The organism is Peribacillus sp. SRI_006, from assembly GCF_057586375.1.
In genome coordinates this window covers 37,313-54,927 of the sequence record NZ_JBYCZT010000026.1, presented here as the reverse complement: position 1 = coordinate 54,927, position 17,615 = coordinate 37,313, and the positions used below count along the sequence as shown (strand labels likewise).

The 17,615-nt window shown below is 39.4% G+C and carries 14 protein-coding genes; 2 read left to right on the top strand and 12 right to left on the bottom strand.

Features of this window, described 5'->3' with window-relative positions:
* Position 1: 1 nt before the first annotated feature.
* The 5 genes from AC2YHV_RS26310 to AC2YHV_RS26290 all read right to left on the bottom strand — a co-directional run bounded on the left by AC2YHV_RS26310 (position 2) and on the right by AC2YHV_RS26290 (position 6,205).
* Positions 2-673: an SOS response-associated peptidase gene (locus AC2YHV_RS26310; RefSeq protein ID WP_106026528.1), complete on the bottom strand. Its 672-nt coding sequence runs from the start codon at positions 671-673 to the stop codon at positions 2-4.
* Between the two features lie 59 nt (positions 674-732).
* Positions 733-888, bottom strand: a complete 156-nt coding sequence (locus AC2YHV_RS26305; RefSeq protein ID WP_156404305.1) for a hypothetical protein — start codon at positions 886-888, stop codon at positions 733-735.
* Positions 889-1,212: 324 nt separating this feature from the next.
* Positions 1,213-2,169, bottom strand: coding sequence for a formimidoylglutamase (gene hutG, locus AC2YHV_RS26300; RefSeq protein ID WP_487374468.1), 957 nt, complete (start codon positions 2,167-2,169; stop codon positions 1,213-1,215).
* A 468-nt stretch (positions 2,170-2,637) separates the two neighbouring features.
* On the bottom strand, positions 2,638-5,253 hold the full coding sequence (ppsA, locus tag AC2YHV_RS26295; RefSeq protein ID WP_487374467.1) for a phosphoenolpyruvate synthase: 2,616 nt from the start codon (positions 5,251-5,253) through the stop codon (positions 2,638-2,640).
* A gap of 547 nt (positions 5,254-5,800) precedes the next feature.
* Complete coding sequence (locus AC2YHV_RS26290) at positions 5,801-6,205, bottom strand: VOC family protein (RefSeq protein WP_057275944.1); 405 nt, start codon at positions 6,203-6,205, stop codon at positions 5,801-5,803.
* Between the two features lie 784 nt (positions 6,206-6,989).
* Here AC2YHV_RS26290 and AC2YHV_RS26285 point away from each other — a divergent pair.
* A complete protein-coding gene (locus AC2YHV_RS26285; protein ID WP_487374470.1) occupies positions 6,990-7,439 on the top strand; it encodes an SRPBCC domain-containing protein in 450 nt (149 codons plus the stop codon).
* A gap of 33 nt (positions 7,440-7,472) precedes the next feature.
* Here AC2YHV_RS26285 and ggt read toward each other — a convergent pair whose 3' ends face one another.
* The 4 genes from ggt to AC2YHV_RS26265 all read right to left on the bottom strand — a co-directional run bounded on the left by ggt (position 7,473) and on the right by AC2YHV_RS26265 (position 13,319).
* Positions 7,473-9,548 (bottom strand): gamma-glutamyltransferase, encoded by a 2,076-nt coding sequence (gene ggt / locus AC2YHV_RS26280; protein ID WP_487374466.1) that lies wholly within the window; start codon positions 9,546-9,548, stop codon positions 7,473-7,475.
* A gap of 218 nt (positions 9,549-9,766) precedes the next feature.
* A complete protein-coding gene (locus AC2YHV_RS26275; protein WP_095678321.1) occupies positions 9,767-11,761 on the bottom strand; it encodes a TRAP transporter permease in 1,995 nt (664 codons plus the stop codon).
* Complete coding sequence (locus AC2YHV_RS26270; RefSeq protein WP_095678320.1) at positions 11,754-12,260, bottom strand: DUF1850 domain-containing protein; 507 nt, start codon at positions 12,258-12,260, stop codon at positions 11,754-11,756. Before AC2YHV_RS26270 ends, AC2YHV_RS26275 begins: the two co-directional genes overlap by 8 nt.
* Positions 12,261-12,344: 84 nt before the next feature.
* Positions 12,345-13,319: a TAXI family TRAP transporter solute-binding subunit gene (locus tag AC2YHV_RS26265; protein ID WP_268565771.1), complete on the bottom strand. Its 975-nt coding sequence runs from the start codon at positions 13,317-13,319 to the stop codon at positions 12,345-12,347.
* A gap of 387 nt (positions 13,320-13,706) precedes the next feature.
* Between AC2YHV_RS26265 and AC2YHV_RS26260 the strand changes: the two genes are divergently transcribed.
* On the top strand, positions 13,707-14,618 hold the full coding sequence (locus AC2YHV_RS26260; protein WP_057275948.1) for a LysR family transcriptional regulator: 912 nt from the start codon (positions 13,707-13,709) through the stop codon (positions 14,616-14,618).
* Between the two features lie 515 nt (positions 14,619-15,133).
* Here AC2YHV_RS26260 and AC2YHV_RS26255 read toward each other — a convergent pair.
* From AC2YHV_RS26255 to AC2YHV_RS26245, 3 genes are all read right to left on the bottom strand, one after another.
* Positions 15,134-16,126 carry an NAD(P)/FAD-dependent oxidoreductase gene (locus AC2YHV_RS26255; RefSeq protein ID WP_034312587.1) on the bottom strand — a complete coding sequence of 331 codons (993 nt, stop codon included), beginning with the start codon at positions 16,124-16,126 and terminating at the stop codon, positions 15,134-15,136.
* 222 nt (positions 16,127-16,348) lie between these two features.
* Positions 16,349-16,597, bottom strand: a complete 249-nt coding sequence (locus tag AC2YHV_RS26250) for a ferredoxin (RefSeq protein ID WP_034312590.1) — start codon at positions 16,595-16,597, stop codon at positions 16,349-16,351.
* Between the two features lie 67 nt (positions 16,598-16,664).
* The gene (locus AC2YHV_RS26245) at positions 16,665-17,459 is read right to left on the bottom strand and encodes an alpha/beta fold hydrolase (RefSeq protein ID WP_487374465.1); all 795 of its coding nucleotides are present in this window, start codon (positions 17,457-17,459) and stop codon (positions 16,665-16,667) included.
* Positions 17,460-17,615 lie beyond the last annotated feature (156 nt).

The window sequence follows — 17,615 nt, the reverse complement described above, 5'->3', positions numbered from 1 at the left end:
CTCAACAAATTTGTTGGATTAGGTTAGGTGTATTATTTTTAGTCGAGTTTACATCAGTCGATACTTCAAATGCTTCCATCTGTTCCGAATCGAATGATTTTAAATACTGTTGCAGATATGCAGGATCATTAATGGAAGGATTCAACCAATCTTTTTCATCTTCTGGTTTTAGGATGACAGGCATGCGGTCATGAATGCTGGTCATTAGCTCATTTGGCACAGTTGTTATAACAGAGCACGAATAGATGCTGATGCCTTCAGGAGATTTCCAGGATTCCCAGAGACCGGCCATTCCAAATGGAGCATGATTCTTCAGTTTTATCCGCATCGGTATTTTTCTTTCTGGTGTCTTCTTCCATTCATAAAAAGAGTCAGCGATTATCAAGCATCTCTTCTTCTTATACGCATTCCTGAAGCTTGCTTTTTCAGCAATGGTTTCCGCTCTGGCATTGATCATTTTGTAGCCCGCTTTTTCGTCTTTTGCCCAGAAAGGAATGAGTCCCCACCGAAGATATCCAAGCCGGTTCCTTACCCCGTCATTAATGACGGAGAGCACGGATTGGGAGGGAGCAATATTGTAGCTGAATTGGTATTCCTCATCAAATGACCCTTGGATATCAAACCGTTCTTTTATTTCTTCTATGTCAGTGAAAAGAGTGAAACGTCCACACATTATATCGCCACCGTATTAAGATTTATTACAGTGTATCAAATGGAATGGGCAGGCACAAATCAGCTTTCTAAAATCCTGATATCAGTAAATGGTTGATTAAATAATTCGCTGGAAATCAAAAGAGTGCCAAGGACTTCTCTTTCATCTTCAGCTTTAATGATTTCCGACAAAATTAAGGTACTGCCATTCCTGACCGTTACTTTATATTCATTCATGGAATCCCTCCTCAAAAGGCTAGATGGTTGTTATTATAAACCAAAAACCCACAAGTATCAGTATTGAACTTAGCAGAGGCATGGAAAATCCACATGCCTTTATACTTTAAATGGTTAGTCGAACGAAGCAATGCCAAGGACCATGAACCCTTGTGAAGGAGGCGCAAAAAACTGTCCATGAATGATTCATGGACAGTCTGGGGGCTTTAAAGGTTTTTCGCTTCAATATTGAAGATAACATTAAGGAAAGCCCCAACAGTCGATACGAAAAGAAACGCTCTTTCTGGGAAGACCGTAATTGGAGTTGCCGCCATCCAATGTCCATTATTTAAAATGCAGCAAAACCTCATTTATTAAATGCCCTGCCAATGTAACGGTCTTATTATTTTCGTCCAATGAAGGGTTCACTTCAGAGATATCAAATGAGAGGATCTTTTCATTCGATACGATATGCCTAATAATGGCACGGACCAATTTCGGATCCAGTCCAAACGGCGATGGTGCACTTACCCCAGGTGCGTAGGCTGAATCAATAACATCCGTACATAATGTAAGCATGATATAGTCATTTTCCTTAGCGAATTCATTTATCCTCCGCTTCGTTTCATCCATTTCGTATAATGACAAATCTTCTTCCAATATGTAGTCGACATTACTCCTCTCTGCAGTTTCAAACAGTGCCTTCGTATTCCCCTGCTTCTGAATTCCGATACATAAATAGCCACAACTTTGATCTTCGTCCAAAATCTGCTTAAACATCGTGCCAGATGAAGTTTCATTTTCATAAGGTCTCATATCAAAGTGAGCGTCAATATTAATAATCCCTAGTCTAGCTTTTGGTCCAATGGATTTCCTAATCCCAAGATAATGGCCATACAGGGTTTCGTGACCTCCCCCAAGTATGATAGGAATCGCTTTACTCTCCAAAATCCGGGCAACAGCTGATCCCAGTTGAGATTGGGCGGCTTCCATCTCTGTACTTTCACATATTACATCGCCAGCATCCACCAGCTCGGTTTGGGAAGGTAAATGACAAGGTAATTTTGCCAACGATTGCCTAATATGATCAGGACCCTCGGCAGCACCAACCCTGCCTTTATTCCTTTTGACGCCTTCATCACATTTAAAGCCAATCAGTCCAAAAGTTCGTGATGCATTGGAAGAGGTGTCTAATTCCGAAATGGGTGCCAAGCGCACTCTTTGGTGGTATCTGAAGCTGTCCAGGTCAGTTTGGGAATCAATTCTTCCATTCCAATATTTTAAAGTCGGGTGAGTATACATAATTTCTCCTTTATTTTAAAAATTCCGAAATATCTTTCTTAAAAATTATAATAGAGATAATGTATAATTACCAATACAAAAATTTAATATTTCTATAGAAGGTCAGCGTACATTTATGATATTGACAGATATATCTGTTGGAGAATATCTTCCTTGTATCCGTTTGACATTGCTGCTCAAGCCAGTAGATTTAGCAAGGGCGTATCGATTTTGCCTATAAATAAAATCCACAAAAAGCCCAATTTCTCGGTGTTGCAAAGAGAGAAATTGGGCTTTGCATCATATAAAAGCGACCTTTAACAGAAGGCCCGATCTCAAGTTGATCTTACTAAACTTTAGTATCAATTTTCAGTTACTGCCCCCTTATATGACCTAGTGACAGGGGGCTTTGCCAAAAACCGCAAAGCATCATGATTTCAATGATTCTCCTAATTCGAATGTCCTTCTTTATGATAGAAATGTAATGAATTATAGTATTTCTATATAACCTTCTGTTCCATTTACTCGAATACGTTGCCCATCTTTTATCAGCTTGGTGGCATTTACCACACCGACAACGGCAGGTAAGCCATATTCACGCGCGATGACTGCTCCATGGGTCATCAGCCCGCCAACTTCGGTGACGAGTCCTTTTATGGATACAAATAATGGTGTCCAGCTAGGATCGGTGAAGGTTGTAACCAGTATATCTCCATCTTCTAGATCTGCATCTTCCATGTTTAGGATGACGCGTGCTCTGCCCTCTATAATTCCGGAAGAAACCGGTAGACCTACAATAGCATCGGCCATGAGATTGTCTCGTTTATACTCCCCTATAATGATTTCACCATCAGACGTGATAACCCGTGGTGGAGTAAGTTTTTCATATAATCTGTACTCGTCTTTTCGTTTGCTGATCATCTGGTAATCTAGTTTATTTGTTCGTACGACTTCAAGAAGTTCTTCAAAAGTGAGATAATATATATCTTCTTTTTCATGAATAACATTGGCTTGTACGAGTTGTTCGGCTTCCTTGAGTAAAGACTGCTTATAAACGAAGTAGCGGTTAACCATGCCGTATTTTGGATATTCCCGATAACCGATGAAATTCCGGATTAGACTGATCATTCGTTTTGTTTCTTTGGCTTTTTGTTCACCATCTGGTAATTGCTTCAATCGATCTAATATCTCTAGTTCTTTTTTCAAAGCTTCCTGTCGCCCTTGCTCAAATTTCAGATTGCTGGCATTAGGCTCAAAGTTTTTGATATTACTTAGAATCACGGGGACAAGTGTAGTTGGTTTTTCGCTCCAACGGGTTTTAGTAATATCGATTTCTCCAGCACATCGCATTCCGTATTTGCCGAGATAATCATAGATAGCATCCTGAGTTTCCTGACCACCATCAAACTTAACTAGTTCATCCATAAAATTATCATCTTTTACTTGTTGTAAATAATCAATTACTTTTGGATAAGGACGTATCACATCTGCGACATCCATTAGGGCCAGACCCATTTCTGAAGTTATATTGTTTGGTACAGATTGAGAAAGCGTGTCGGCTGCGTTTTTTTCACCTAACCACTTATTCATTTTTTCATTGATCCATGATGATGCATCTATAGCAGCCATAAACACAGCTGAACTTTGTGGGTCAAATAAAATCTTCTTTAATATCTGGATATCTTCCAGAATGAAATCAAATAACTCCGAACCTGATTTCGTTTGGATGTTTTGTTTTAATTCTTCTATCGATGTTTGACTACGTTTAATCAAATCAGAAACGATTGTCGGGTCGTTTTCAATTTGTGCCCTAGAATCCGCAGACGGCACACTTTTATTGCTTTTACCGGAACTCTGTTCTTTCTTATCATTTGGTACAGATTTTATGAAATCCCCTCGCTCTATTATGTTAATGAGTGCGTCTTTCATGAGCGGGTCGTGTTGTCCCATGGCCTCTACTAACATTTTTCTGTTTTCAGGTGAAGCCACCATATGTGTGACATCAACAAACAACCTTCCGCCAGCTATACGCATGGGTGCAGGAGTCGTTAACAGCCAAAAAGATAATCCCAATGGTTTCATGGCGTCCGTCATCATTTGTTGATGACCGACAGATACATAAACGTGATTCTCTTGATCATTCGCTTCTGGGATGGGGTATAAAGTAGTGATTGGACGGCTCTGGACAATATAAATTGTATCATCAACCAAACACCATTCGATATCTTGCGGACAGCCAAAATGCGCTTCAAGCTTTCTGCCGATCCTTTCAAGCCCCAACACTTGCTCATCTGATAGGGTCGATAAAACCTGCTGCCCCGGCTCAATTTCCTTTTCCACCGTTCCGCCTTCTTTTCGTGCATATATAGCCAACTTTTTGGCAGAAATCTTCTTCTCCACAATCCTACCTTCTTGCACTTTATAATTGTCCGCAGACACTAAGCCAGAGACAAGTGCCTCACCCAGCCCAAAGCTAGCATCGATCGAAAGCACCTTGCGGTTTGAGGAAACTGGATCAGCTGTAAATAGTATTCCTGAAGCTTGTGGAAAAATCATCCTTTGAATAACAACAGACAGATAAACCTTGCGATGGTCAAATCCGTTTTGCATTCGGTAAATCACGGCACGATCAGTAAATAGTGAAGCCCAGCACTTACTAATATGTTGTAAAATTGAATCTTTTCCTTTGATGTTTAGATAGGTATCCTGTTGACCTGCAAAGGAGGCAAATGGAAGATCTTCGGCTGTAGCGCTAGAACGAACAGCATATGCATGCTCGAAGCCAAAAGTTAAGAGACATCGGTCGATATCTTCTTCGATCCCCTTGTCGATCTCGATTCCCTCAATCAGATCACGAATCTTCCTGCTAATTTCACTTATTCTTTTTCGTTCGTCCACTTTTTGTACTGCAAGCTGATCGAGTAATTGATGAAGCTCATCATTTTCCCCAATGACTCTTTTAAATGCCTCAGTAGTAACACAAAATCCTTCTGGTACAAGAATTCCATCAATCCTCGAGCATTCGCCCAAATTCATCCCTTTGCCACCGACCACCATTTGTTTTGTTTTATCGATCTCCCGAAACTCCAGTACATATGGTTTCATTTCTTTCCCTCCCATTTATCGCTTAATACCAAGACAATCATATGAAAATTGTTCATGTGATCAACCATTAACGCTGTCCGGTCGTTCTTGCTCCTACTGAAGTTCCATGTTCCTATCAAACACTCCTTTAAAAAAATAAAAAAGGTTTGACTGAGAAGGAAATTATGTTGTATAATTATAATAGGGTATAATTTATACAAAATACTAAATTGGTGTATCTATATAAATTTAACACAGTTTCTCATTTTTTTCAATGTAATTTCATGACCACAATTGTAGTAAATGCAAAGTCAGAAAACCCCATTTTACAAGACAACTCACATAAATGATTTCCAAATATCCAATCATTTATTGCAGCTTAAGGGAAAATACGGATGTACAACCTTAATAAACTCCAATAGTAAAAATCCCGGTTTCTTAGTATTAAGAAATCGGGATTTTTTAGATACTCCATTAAAGCGTCCGAGCTTTATTGAGAATTTTTAAAATTTTCACCTTCCCAAATAATAGTAACGACTTTACAAAGAAGGATGTCTTCTGGTTTAGATTAATTGACAGTAAACATCCATGAAACACCAAATTTATCCTTCAACGAACCGTGAAGTTTCGCAAAGAATGTTTCATGAAGATCCATATGTATAGATCCCTCTTCTTTTAATGTGTTCCATGCCTTTCTAGCTTGTTCCACCGAGTTCAGCTCCACACTTACAACCACTTTGTCACTATCATTCAATTCACGGTTTGAATCAGAACCCATTATAACTCCATCTTCTGTTAATCTTAATTGTGAGTAAAGAACAAGGTCTTTATCACTTTCTTCAACAGGAAAGTCTGGACTTGATGGGATCTCACTATATTTTTGCATAGCAATAAGTTCCCCGCCAAAAGCCTCGATATAAAATTTGAAAGCCTCTTCACATTCTCTGTTAAACATTAAATATGGTTTAATCATTTTCATTCTCCTTTGAATCAAGATTGGATTCCTTAATAATAACCGGTACCAAGATTATCATCGTTACAAGCATACACGAACGTCAGTTCTGTTTTCAAATAAAAACTTCTGATCGTTCTTTTTTAATAAAACTTAAACCTATATCATTATGCACAAAAATAGCATTGTTATATTCTCGACGTACAGCATGGTAAACGGTTTCCAAAAATAGAACGTGATTTCATCAACAAAACTTATAATGATATCCACAATGCAGCACTATCCCGGAACAAGGATCAGCGCTCATTTTTTCATTTTAGGGGAAGGATATTTTTGGTACCGCCTCGGAGGACAACAATACATTTCTTCAATATTATTTGACGGGAATATTCCTGTTTGTTTATATCTCACACAAAGGACTATCATTCTAATAAATCGTGGGGTAAAGATGAATACTAGATTATTAATTACTCTTCGGGTGGGAATAGTGAACTCAATAGAAACGGCCCTTTCACCGCGGGAAAATATGCAGAACGACTTTAGATTCGGCATCCATTGGCATCCAAATATATAAGCGGGCTTCATAAATCAGGAGTAGTGGAATTTATACGGAAGCAATTCGTCGAATTTACAAGCTTCGTCCAGAGCCCGTTAGCATTAAACTTTTGGTTTGAACAGTATTGTGAAATATGGGAGAAAGACTCGACAGCTTGGAACATTAACTGAAATATCGGAGGAATAAAATGTTTCCAAAAACAATGCTCCTCGCGAGCTTGTATTTAAGGCTTTTACCGAATCAGAACATCTGCAGAACTGGCGGGGCCCAAAAGGATGGGCTTTTGATATTTCTAAGTTCGAGCTTCGCCAGGAAGGTGTTTGCCATTACAGCCAGGCATCTCCTGATGGTAATGTAATGTGGGTCAAATTTGTTTATCATGTAAATGCCCCAGATAAACTCGTTTACCCCTCTTTCTTTTCTGATGAAATGGGTAACATCGTACGTGCTCCTTTTAACGACAACTGGCCATTGGAAACTCTCAATACTTTTACATTCACCGAGCATGTAGGTAAAACAATACTTACGGTGATTGGGCACCTGTATCCCCAACCGAGGAGGAAACGGTTCAGGAGGGCTTTTCAGGAACCTTCGTTCAACTGGCTGACTACCTCTCTACTATTTCATATGACTAAAAAACAACCCCAGACCTCTCTTTACATAGAGAAGTCCGGGGTTGTCAAGTTTAGGTTCATTTAGTAATCAAGTTCCCGAGCGGACTTAGAAAAGCAATCAATTCGTGACACTGCCATCTTCGTCCGGATCCTCAATATCCGCCGGATCTTTTTCCAATAGTGCCTCTTTGTCTTTTTCGTTCCATCTTGTTTTATACCCTAATGATTTCGCTACTCCTAACACAGGTAGATACGATTTTTTATCTGGTTTAAATGTTTCTAAATCCCTTGTTTGGATTACACCCAAACCTAGTAGCAATTTATCTGATTGGATATAGGGTTTATCATCGATCAGTTTCATTTGATCAGCTGTATAAGGATAAACGGCTCCATTCACTTTTAAGGTAAACGGTCCCTTTTTTTCTTCTTTTATTTCTTTCGGCTTTTTCGATTTATGAGAAACATCATACACACCTTGAACAGTTCCTTCTCTCGTATTATCGGCTCCTCCATACATTTTTCCCTTTTCATAATCATAAATAACAGCTTGCACATTTCCGATATGTTGCGGTTTTTCTTCATAAACATGGCCTTTAGCCATCAACTCAAGCCTTGTATTTTGTTCAATTCCCGGTTCCCATCTTACTGTCGGATAACCAGCAGAATAAATACGTGGCGCATATATGGCATCTTGAATGGGCATTTTATGATCAAGCACGTTCATGATCGTTTCAGATACCGATGCGATTATCGTCGCTCCTCCTGGTGAACCAACGGCCATGAAAGGATTGCCATCTTTTAATACGAAGGTCGGGGACATACTGCTTCTTGGTCTTTTTCCTGGTTCCACCTGGTTAACTCCACCCGGTGTGGCATCAAAATCCGTCATTTCATTATTTAGCATGAACCCATAATCTGGTACCATGATACCAGATCCGAATACTTGCTCGATTGTAGTCGTATAAGCAACCATATTCCCCCACTTATCCATTACAGAAAAGTGAGTCGTTTGTCCGATTGGGGTTTTCTCTTCTTTTACCATCTTCATTGCAGTGGGTTCTTTGCCCTCATACTTCCATGGATCGCCCGCTTTGACATCAGCTGTTGATCTATTTGGATTGATGAGTTTTCTTCTTTCTTTAATATAATCTTCATCTAATAGTCCCTCTGTTGGTACATCATAAAAATCTTCATCCGCCATATAAGCAGCGCGATCGGCAAAAGCAAGATGCATGGCTTCGGTTAGATGATGAAGATACTCAGGTGAGTTGGCCCCCATCTTTTGCACATCGTATCCTTCCATAAGCTCCAGAATTTGCAGAACAGTCAGACTGCCTGAGCTTGGTGAAGCTGCCCCTACCACTTCAAATCCCCTATATTCCGATTTAATCGGCTCTCTTTCCTTCACTTCATAGTTTTCCAAATCCTCAGTTGTCATCGTTCCTTCACGCTTTTGAACTTCTTCGGTAAGCGCTTCCCCGATTTCACCTTTATAAAAAACGTCAGAACCTTGTTTTTTTATTAACTTAAGAGTCTTTGCCAGATCTGGCTGAACAAGGGTGTCTCCTTCCTCCAACGGCTTTCCGTCTGGTACAAAAACTTTTGCAGCCGATTGGTTATTTTTAAGCTTTGTTACATTTTCATCGATATATTGTGCTGTTGCCCAATTGACTTTTACCCCTTCTTCAGCTTGTTTAATGGCCGGGCCTATGACTTGTGATAATTTCAATGTTCCATATTTCTCAAGAGAAGTCTCCACCCCCATAAGAGTCCCAGGAACTGCAACCGCTTTCCCGGATGTATGCCGCTTACTAAAAGGAATAGGTTTTCCCTTTTCATCTAAAAAAAGTTTAGGCGTAACATTTTGAGGTGCCATTTCGCGATTTTCGATCATCGTTATTTTATTTTCCTTTTTATTATAAATCATGATAAAACCACCGCCGCCGATTCCAGACATCATTGGTTCAACCACATTTAACGATAATTGAATGGCTGCCGCTGCATCGACTGCATTTCCGCCTTGTTTTAGTATCTCTATACCCGCTTCAGCTGCTAACGGATGAGAAACTGATACGATTCCATTTGTAAAACCCTTTCCCATTGACCCATCCACTCCAGGAACACTTGCAAAAGCCGGTGTGATCATACAAAAGAAACTGAAAGTAACTAAAATAAAACTTTTTAAAAATTTCATGAATTAGTCTCCTTTCAAAATAAAACAAATTGGGTTTTATCATAAGGCAAGTGGATATACGAGCAGAATTCTCTTGTAGGAATATGCTGGTTGTCTCGATAAAAAACAGTAAGCACATTCCCATTTTCGTTGCATTCTCGATGATGCTTCACTTCAAAAAATCACCCCCCCCGAATGGTTAAGCTCTACCCTTTACTTCCGGATTGATATTCGCAGGGTCAACTTTTCTCAATACTTTGGTTATTTTCCAAGATCTTGGAGCTGTCGTGATTGTCATTTTTCCAAAGATATTGTAAAGCCAGCAACACGATAAAAGCGGATATCCCAATGATGTCCGATACCGTTTCAGGGTAGATCAATAGTAAACCTACGATTACGGCGAGGACTCTTTCTAACCAGTTCATTCCCCTCATCCAGTAACCTATGACACCCGCCCCAATTGCAATCATGCCTGCCATTGCTGTAAGTACGACCCATGCAACCTCCATCCAAGTTGTATCGATCATTAGCATTTGCGGGGAGAGAACAAAAATATATGGAATGATGAATGCAGCGATGGCAAGTTTCGATGACTCAATCCCCGTTTTTATCGGCTCGCCTCCCGCTACCCCTGCCGCTGCAAATGCCGCTAAAGCAACTGGAGGAGTTATATCTGCTATAATGCCAAAATAGAAAACGAATAAATGTGCAGATAGATCGGGAACACCAAGCAAAATTATCGCAGGCGCTGCAATCGTCGATGTGATTACATAATTGGCGGTCGTAGGTGAACCCATTCCTAATATAAGTGCCGCTACCATAGTGAGCATCAGAGTTGGAATCAAATATCCACCAGCTAAATCAATCAAGCCATTAGCAAGCTTAAGTCCTAGCCCAGTTTTCGTGACGATACCGACAATAATGCCTGCTGCTGCTGTTGCAGCGGCCACTGCAAGAGCTGTTCGGGCCCCATCCACCAATGCATAAATGATATCGATGAATTTCATGCGTACATCCTTGTTTATGAAACCTACAAGAACCGAGATGGCGATGGAATACAGTGCTGCATGTGTAACCGTGATATTCATCATGAGCAATAAAATAATGGCAAGGATCGGTATTAGTAAATAAAGCTTGCCGAACACTTCCTTTTTACTTGGCATCTCTTCTTGCGTTAACCCTCGCAGCCCAAGACGTTTCGCTTCAAAATGGGTCATGATCCAAATTCCTGAAAAATAAAGGATAGCTGGAATCGCAGCCGCCTTTGCTATATCCCAATACGTAATTCCATTCCCAATGAACTCAACCATTAAGAATGCCGCTGCCCCCATTACCGGAGGCATCAATTGCCCGCCTGTTGAAGCAGCCGCCTCTACCGCCCCGGCAAATTCCTTCTTATATCCAAGATTTTTCATCATAGGTATCGTAAATGCTCCTGATGTGACCACATTAGCCACAGAGCTTCCGCTAATCGTTCCTTGAAGAGCACTTGAAAAAATCGCAACCTTTGCAGGTCCCCCTATCCTTCTGCCGGCAATGGCGGTAGAGAGATCATTAAAGTATTGACCGACGCCTGTTCGCACCAGAAATGATCCAAACAGTAAAAATAGGAAGATGAATGTCGATGACACCGCTAACGGAGTACCCAAAATGCCCTCTGTCGAGAAGAACATCGTTTGCACCAGACGCTCCAGAGTCAAACCGCGATGAGCAAGGAATCCTGGCATATACTGTCCAAAAATTCCATAGAAAATGAATAATATAGCAATGACCATGATAGGAAGACCAACTGCACGCCTGGTCGCTTCCAAAACCAGCAGAATGGCCATAAAACCGACAGCAAAATCCAATACGCCTAAACGCCCTACATTCATGACGATATCTTCGAAAAATAAGGGCCAATATGCACCTACCCCAATACTAAGGATTGCTAATATGATATCGTACCAGGCAATTTGAAACTTTCCTTTTTCACGCTTCTTCCGGTTTGCAGGAAATAGTAAAAATACTAAGGAGAGTGCAAACCCTAAATGTATCGTCCGTTGGATTTGGGCTGTAAAAACACCAAATATGGCAGTATATAATTGGAATAGCGAAAAAGCCAGGAGTCCAAAAAACGCAATGTGGCCCAAGACACCAGTTAATTTCCTTGTCCCGGCTTCTGGATCATATTTTTCCAATAACTCCTGCTGCTCTGCTTCGGTTAAATATTTGATTTTTTCATTATCAGCCACTAATCTTCACTCCCTTCAACTGTTCCCACAATGAAATTCTTTCCGATGAAATCCTGACCCATGTGCCTGGTTCCATGAAGTCTGCCAATGTGTATGTTTTTCCATCATATATTAATCGATGATTGGCTTTAACTTGTCCTACCCGTAAATCTATAAATGTGAATGTACGTTGCATATTTTTTATGAAGTAGGTACCGTCTTTTACTTCAAACACTTCCTCACCCTCTGCATTGGAAGGCATACCGACAGCAAAGTCATCATAGGCAAGTTCCGTTTGTTCGATTTGCTTATCCGATAACCGATATGATTCCAAAACATCTGTGAGGTGGATGGAGTGTGTATATTTAATCTTGAATTCTTTTTCTTTTTTCAAAGGAAAGTATGCGACTAATTCCCCTTGGTCCTCGAAGGAAAAGGCTATTACATGCTTATAAGGAAAAAAGAATAAAAAAGTGATGAGCAGAGGTATAAGAAAAGCCATGAATTTCTTGAATATCATAGGTACCCCTTTCAAAACCAGTGTCCCATTTAGAAAAAAATGAAGCCGATAGACCACATAAAGCGAGCTACCGACCCAATTGCATTACTTGGAAACACCTTTTTCTTTAAAGTATTTTGCTGCTCCAGGATGCACTTCCATATCCCCTAATCCTTCAAGTGCAGTTTCTGCTGTAAGGAACTTGCCTTTTGCATGTGTGATTTGATCTGTGTTGTCATAAACAGCTTTAGTCATTTCATAAACTAAATCTTCATCAAGATCCTTAGTAACCACTAACATCGCTTTAACAGCAACTGTTTTCACATCGGATTTGATTTTGTACGTTCCACTTGGAATTGTATCTTCAGCATAGTATGGATACTTTTTAACCAATGCTTTAATTTTGTCCTCTGCAATAGGCAGTACCATAAGATCATTTTGGACGGACAGCGCCTCAACTGCACCAGTTGGCGTACCTGCCGTAATGAAGGCTGCGTCAATATTGCCTGCTTGGATTCCTTCGGTCGACTCATCAAAAGATAGATTTTGCCCTTTAATATCTTTTTCGGACAAACCATGAATCTCCAGGATTTGCATGGCATTAATGTATGCACCAGAACCCGGAGCACCTACCGATACCTTTTTACCCTTTAAATCCTCGATTGATTTAATTCCGCTTTTCGCAGTCGTTACAATTTGAACAGTTTCAGGATATAAGGAGCTGATCGCCATTATATTGTCAATGGGTTTCCCATCGAACATTTCTGTTCCTTCAAGTGCATATGCCGCGATATCCGTTTGCGAAAAGGCGATTTCAGCCTCTCCAACCCTTAATGTTTCCATGTTTTCGGCTGAGGCGCCAGATGTCTGAGGTGTTATATTCGCTTTTGTTTTATCGGAAATGATTTTTCCAATTTGTCCTCCAAGCGGATAGTATGTACCTCCCGTTCCACCTGTCAACAGGCTCAAGTTTTGTTTACCGCTGCCTGAAGCACCTTCATTGCTGTCTTTACAAGCTGTGATAATACCGGTGACCGTCAAAATCATGACCAATAAAAAGCACTTATGAAATCTTTTCATAAAATTCCCCCCTCATATGTTTTCTTCATCCGCAGGAGATGATAGTGTTATTATTCTACCGACCGCCTCACTTTCCCTTTTTTTACAAAATCAGACATATAATCAAAAAGGACTAGTAATTGATTTGAATTTTTTTAAAGAAATAAGAATAACAAGCATAAATATGTATAAACACCTATTAAAAACAAGGAAAATCCGCTATCCAATAGTAATATTCTACCTTTTATTACCTATTCTTCCTTTCTTTAAGGATAATATTGACTCTTCCATTTTAGAAATATATTATTGTTATAAACTTATAAGTAGATGTTATAAAATTTCAGCTTTTGTTTGAGAGGAAATTTTCTTAACCTTGTATTTTCAAATCCGACTGAAGTGGGTGACTGTTTGAATTACCTATCCCTCCGCTATTTCATAGAGGTTTCTAACCATCTTAGTTTCAGTGAGGCTTCCAAAACCCTGCATATATCCCAGCCCGGACTTAGCCAACAGATTTTATCCCTCGAAAAACAATTAGGCTTTAAATTATTGAATCGAACGACAAGAAAAATTACATTGACAGAAGAAGGAGAATACATCTATAAAAAGCTTGCGCCTTCCTTTGAAGATATCGAGAAAACAGTGAATTACATAGTTGAAAACAAAACCATCCCCAAGCCTAAACTGAAGATTGCTACCGTACCCTCTGCAGCTAGTATATATATCCCAAAATTATTGAAAAAGATCGTGGGGCAATACCCGGAAACAGAGTTTTACGTGCATGAAACAACATCTTCAAGAGCAGTAAAACTCGTAAACCAACAAAATTATCACATCGGTTTCATCCGAACGCCCATTCACAGTGACATCATCGCCAATGAAGGATTAAGCATGATTGAATTCATGAGGTTCCCTTTACAATTAGTCGTCTCCATGGATCATCCACTAGCCCAAAAAGAGGCCATACATTTATACGAAGCAAAAGACGAACCTTTTATCCATTATGATGCCGTTCAAGCGCATTCCCTTCAATTCCTTTTGGAAAAGGCTTGTCTGACGGCTGGATTTTCACCTAAAGAATTATGTAAAGGCTCTGAATTACTGACGATTGCCAATCTAATATCCAATAACTTAGGCGTAGCCCTCATGCCGGAAGATATGGTGAGTTTGTTGGGAAAAAGCCAAGTAAAAGCCTTGAACATCGATAACTCGGAATTAACCAGTTCGATATCGGCAGTATGGAAAAACACGGATGCCTCCATTCTGACTAAGCATATTTTGAAAACGTTAGAAAATGATGATGATTTTAACAATATGTAAGATTCTTGGTTGGGTAATTGCTGTGAAGCCAGGTAATTATAGTAAAATGAATGATACTTATCGGTGTTAAAAAGCCCCATTTCTCTTTTATGATACCGAGAAACGGGGCTATTAATATAGGATCATTTCACCTTTTAAACTTCTTTTTTGGCGATGGGGCGTTCCCCCTTATATAACTTATCATAACCTTATCTAAGAAGCCTTGTGCTTATTTAATCCGTATTTCCTGTAACTTTTATAAAGATTAATATTATGAAAAATCGCTATAGAGGCGATACTTAAACCAATCTAAAAAGTCGAATTCCTAACTGTTGAGGAATTCGACTTTTAATTATAACAGTCATATTAACCTGTTCCCTTGTTAAGTAACAAAACATGTAAAGCCTCGAATATATCAAACTTAACTTTTTTTCGATTTTAACCTAGAAAATCGAGATCCCCTATCCATCACTTTTATCTCAGGGACCCAGCCTATGTACTTTAGTCTTCAGAAAAGTCTTGTTGTTAGAAAGAGGTCATCCAAATAATGAAGTACTATGGAGCGGCTGAACTTTCGCCAAAGGATCAATATAGGCTTTAGCATTATTAACTGCCGTAGGACCTTCACCGAATCCGGAAGCAATTAATTTGACCTTTCCATCATACGTACAAATATCCCCGGCAGCGTATATGCCTGAAATATTTGTTTCTTGCTTGGAATTAACGATAATTGCATTTTTATTGATGTTTAGACCCCATTCTTTAATCGCTCCAAGAGAAGAGACAAAGCCGTAATTAATAATTAAATCATCTACGTCAACCACTTCTTTTTGTTGAGTCTTAGTGTGTTCTAAAACTATTTGCGTAATGTGATCTGTTCCTACCAATTCGGAGGGAATATAAGGTGTTTTGACCTCAACAGAGGAATTCACTAATTTTTCTACACTATGCTCATGGGCACGGAATTTATCTCTTCTGTGTATCAATGTTACCTTTTCAGCAATCGGCTCTAACATAAGGGCCCAATCAACAGCAGAATCCCCACCGCCCAGAATCGCCACTTTTCTTCCTTTAAATCGGTTCATATCATTCACGAAATAATGCAAATTCTTATCCTCGAACTGTGTTGAATCTTCCAATTCTAGTTTACGAGGCTGAAAGGCTCCATTTCCAGCAGTAATGATCACTGATTTAGAGAAATGAGTATCGAGGTTTGTAGTGATCTTAAATGTTCCGTCTGCTTGCTTTTCCATTTGTTCAACTGCTTCTTCAAGACAAATTGTTGGTTCGAATACTTTCATTTGTTCTATTAAATTCTCTATCAATTCCTGTGCCCTTACTTTTGGAAAACCAGCTATATCATAAATGAATTTTTCGGGATAAAGAGCCGAAAGCTGTCCACCCAGTTGAGGAAGACTTTCGAGGATTTTCACCTTTGCTTGCCTCATTCCGCCATAGAACGCAGTAAACAAGCCAACTGGGCCGCCGCCAATAATAGTTATGTCATAGACCTTTTTTTCTTCTGTCAATGCAATCACTCCTTGTTCTTCTAGGTTGGTTGTTCATACTGAACATGATTTACTGGTTGTAAGCGATAAACTTGTAATGTTTCCACAAGTAATTCTTCCTTTTCCTTTTTTTCAGAAATGATGGATAAAAGCAATAGAATATCCACCCTTTCAAAGACAATCTGGATATGTCACCACATTAAAAATCTATAAAGCTACTGGTCACAAACGCACCTGAAATAATTATTCAAATTTATTAGGGTTACCATCAAAGGATGTTTGAGCCACTTTTATAGAATCTGTTGGACATCCTTCTGAAGCATCTATCATATCTTCCTCGAGTTCATCAGGTATAATCGCTGCCCCAACATTATTATCCAATATAACGAACGCAATCCCTTCTTCATCATAATCATAAATATCCGGAGCTGAAGCACCACAAGCTCCGCAAGCAATACACGTTTCTTTATCAACGATTGTATAATTAGCCATTTTTCCTATTCATTCCTCTCTCTAATCTAGGCCCTGGTTTTACTAAAGTATTTGCAGAAGCCTTTTCCTACTCAATACCTTTCAAAAATTCCAAAATGCTCGAATTAAACTTCCTTGGATTTTCCTGGTAACACAAATGACCGCCTTCTGGAATAATCACTAGCCGGGAGTTTATTAGCTTTTCATGAATGGCTTCTGATTCCTTAATGGGAGTTACGGTATCCAACTCACCACAAATCACAAGAACAGGAACAGCTATATGAGATAACATACTCATTTGATTTAGATGATAAAGTGAATATGCTACCGAACGATATCCTGCCGGTCTTATCTGTGTCATAATCTCTTTGACACGTGCATGGACATTTTCTGAAGCATGGGGAGATAGCAGTGCTTGTATCCTCTTTTCCGCTATCTCCTTAGTAGAAAGGTTTTCAATTGAAAATAATCGATTTTTCAATTTCGTCTCGTTCTCTTCTGGTGATAGAGCAGCAGCCCCCCTTGTCGAATCTGCTAATATGAGTTTATTAACCTTATTAGGGTACAGGCTACAGTACTCTATCGCAATTGCCGCTCCCATTGAATGGCCGAGCAGATGGATATTTTCCAGCTTTAGCTGATCTAGCATGCCGTTCAGAATACGTGCGAACTCTTTAAAATGTCTATATTCTTCTGCTGGATCTGAGCTTTTCCCATAACCCGGAGCATCCCATGCGATTACTGTATAATGCTCCTTTAATTCCTGGATTTGTTCCTTCCATGACTGTGAATTATTGCTCATACCATGTAATAATACTAGAGGTTCTCCATTACCTTCTATTTCATAATGAATGCTTAAATCTTCTACTTTTACGAATGGCATACGATCAGTCCCCTTCTAAAGGTAAGTCTCTAACTCTTAAAGCCCCCAAACTTGATATAACTTTCTTAAATTAGAGAATGATTTACTATTTTTATATTTTGCTTGAAACCCTATAAAGAAAGTGCTTCCTTTCCCGTCTTACAATTCAGCTAACGT